This window comes from Acinetobacter sp. YH12233 (genome assembly GCF_013417725.1).
Taxonomy (GTDB): Bacteria; Pseudomonadota; Gammaproteobacteria; order Pseudomonadales; family Moraxellaceae; genus Acinetobacter.
Genome location: NZ_VPDK01000091.1, coordinates 1 through 1102 on the forward strand (window position 1 = coordinate 1; position 1102 = coordinate 1102).

Here is a 1102-nt window from a genome sequence, read left to right on the forward strand (position 1 = left end):
ATAGGACTTACGCACTATTATTTATAGATTCTCTGTGGTAGCAGATGATTTTTATCGAGAATAAAGTCATCAATGAAGTTTTTGATAACTGGTCTAAATAATTTCTTCTGCCAACGATATACATTTTCAAAGATCCGCTCAAACTGGTTCTTTTGTATCTCAACGTAGGCCATCAAGGCTGAAAAAATATGATTCAAAATCAGTTTAGATCGTCTTACTTGAAACTTTTCAATATGACAAACCTGTTTAACCACCCGGTGATATTGCTCTATTTTCCAATGACTTGAATGTAATTCATGAAAACCCTCAAAGGACAATAAATCATCTTCATCTTGATGCACAATATAAAACCTCTGCTGTTCTTTTAACTGAGTCTTAAATAATTGTACAAAGCCAAAATCTTTGAGCCAGACCACTTGACCCTGATGGAAATCTGGCAATAAACGCAGTTGAAACCATTGTCCTTTTTCTGGGGAAACCTTACGGTTACAGTCGATACCAAACATAAATCGAATACCATGTTTTCTTATGGTTTTTAGATTTCCAGTCGATGAATACCAACTATCACCTGTAATAAATTGAATCTTTGCACCCCAACTGAGTACTTCACTTAACATATCCATAAAGTAATCATTCTTGGTTTTACTTTCAGATTTGTCATAAATTCGGAAATTAATTGGAATATTTTGACCATTTTGATCTATCGCATACAAGGTAATGAGATTAATACCCTTGACGGATCGGTGGTGTTTGCCTGACCAAAAATAGCTAACCAAGTCCATATGTTGACTATATGGTTTATCTAAAACAGTATCATCAATGCTGACTATAAGTTTATTATTATCAATATGTTGAATTGATTCTTGATATAGGTCGTGAGGTGTGTAGTCTTCACGCTCTAGAAAGCGATTTACACTATCATGCGAGATATTATAAGTCTCGGCAAGTTGTGTGCAGCTAATAGAGTTCGGTTCTGTCATGAGAAAGCCCATATAAATGGGTAATGTACAAGTTGCTGTAGAAGCATGTTTAATTCGTCTGATCACAGATACTTTATAAAGTATTTTAATACTTTTTTGAATCCGTCAATGCGTAAGTCCTA

1 protein-coding gene is annotated in these 1102 nt (G+C 34.4%); it reads right to left on the reverse strand.

Going from position 1 to position 1102, the window contains the following annotated elements:
• Positions 1-17: 17 nt before the first annotated feature.
• Positions 18-1046 carry a transposase gene (locus FTV12_RS16375; RefSeq protein WP_166139641.1) on the reverse strand — a complete coding sequence of 343 codons (1029 nt, stop codon included), beginning with the start codon at positions 1044-1046 and terminating at the stop codon, positions 18-20.
• Between the last annotated feature and the right edge of the window lie 56 nt (positions 1047-1102).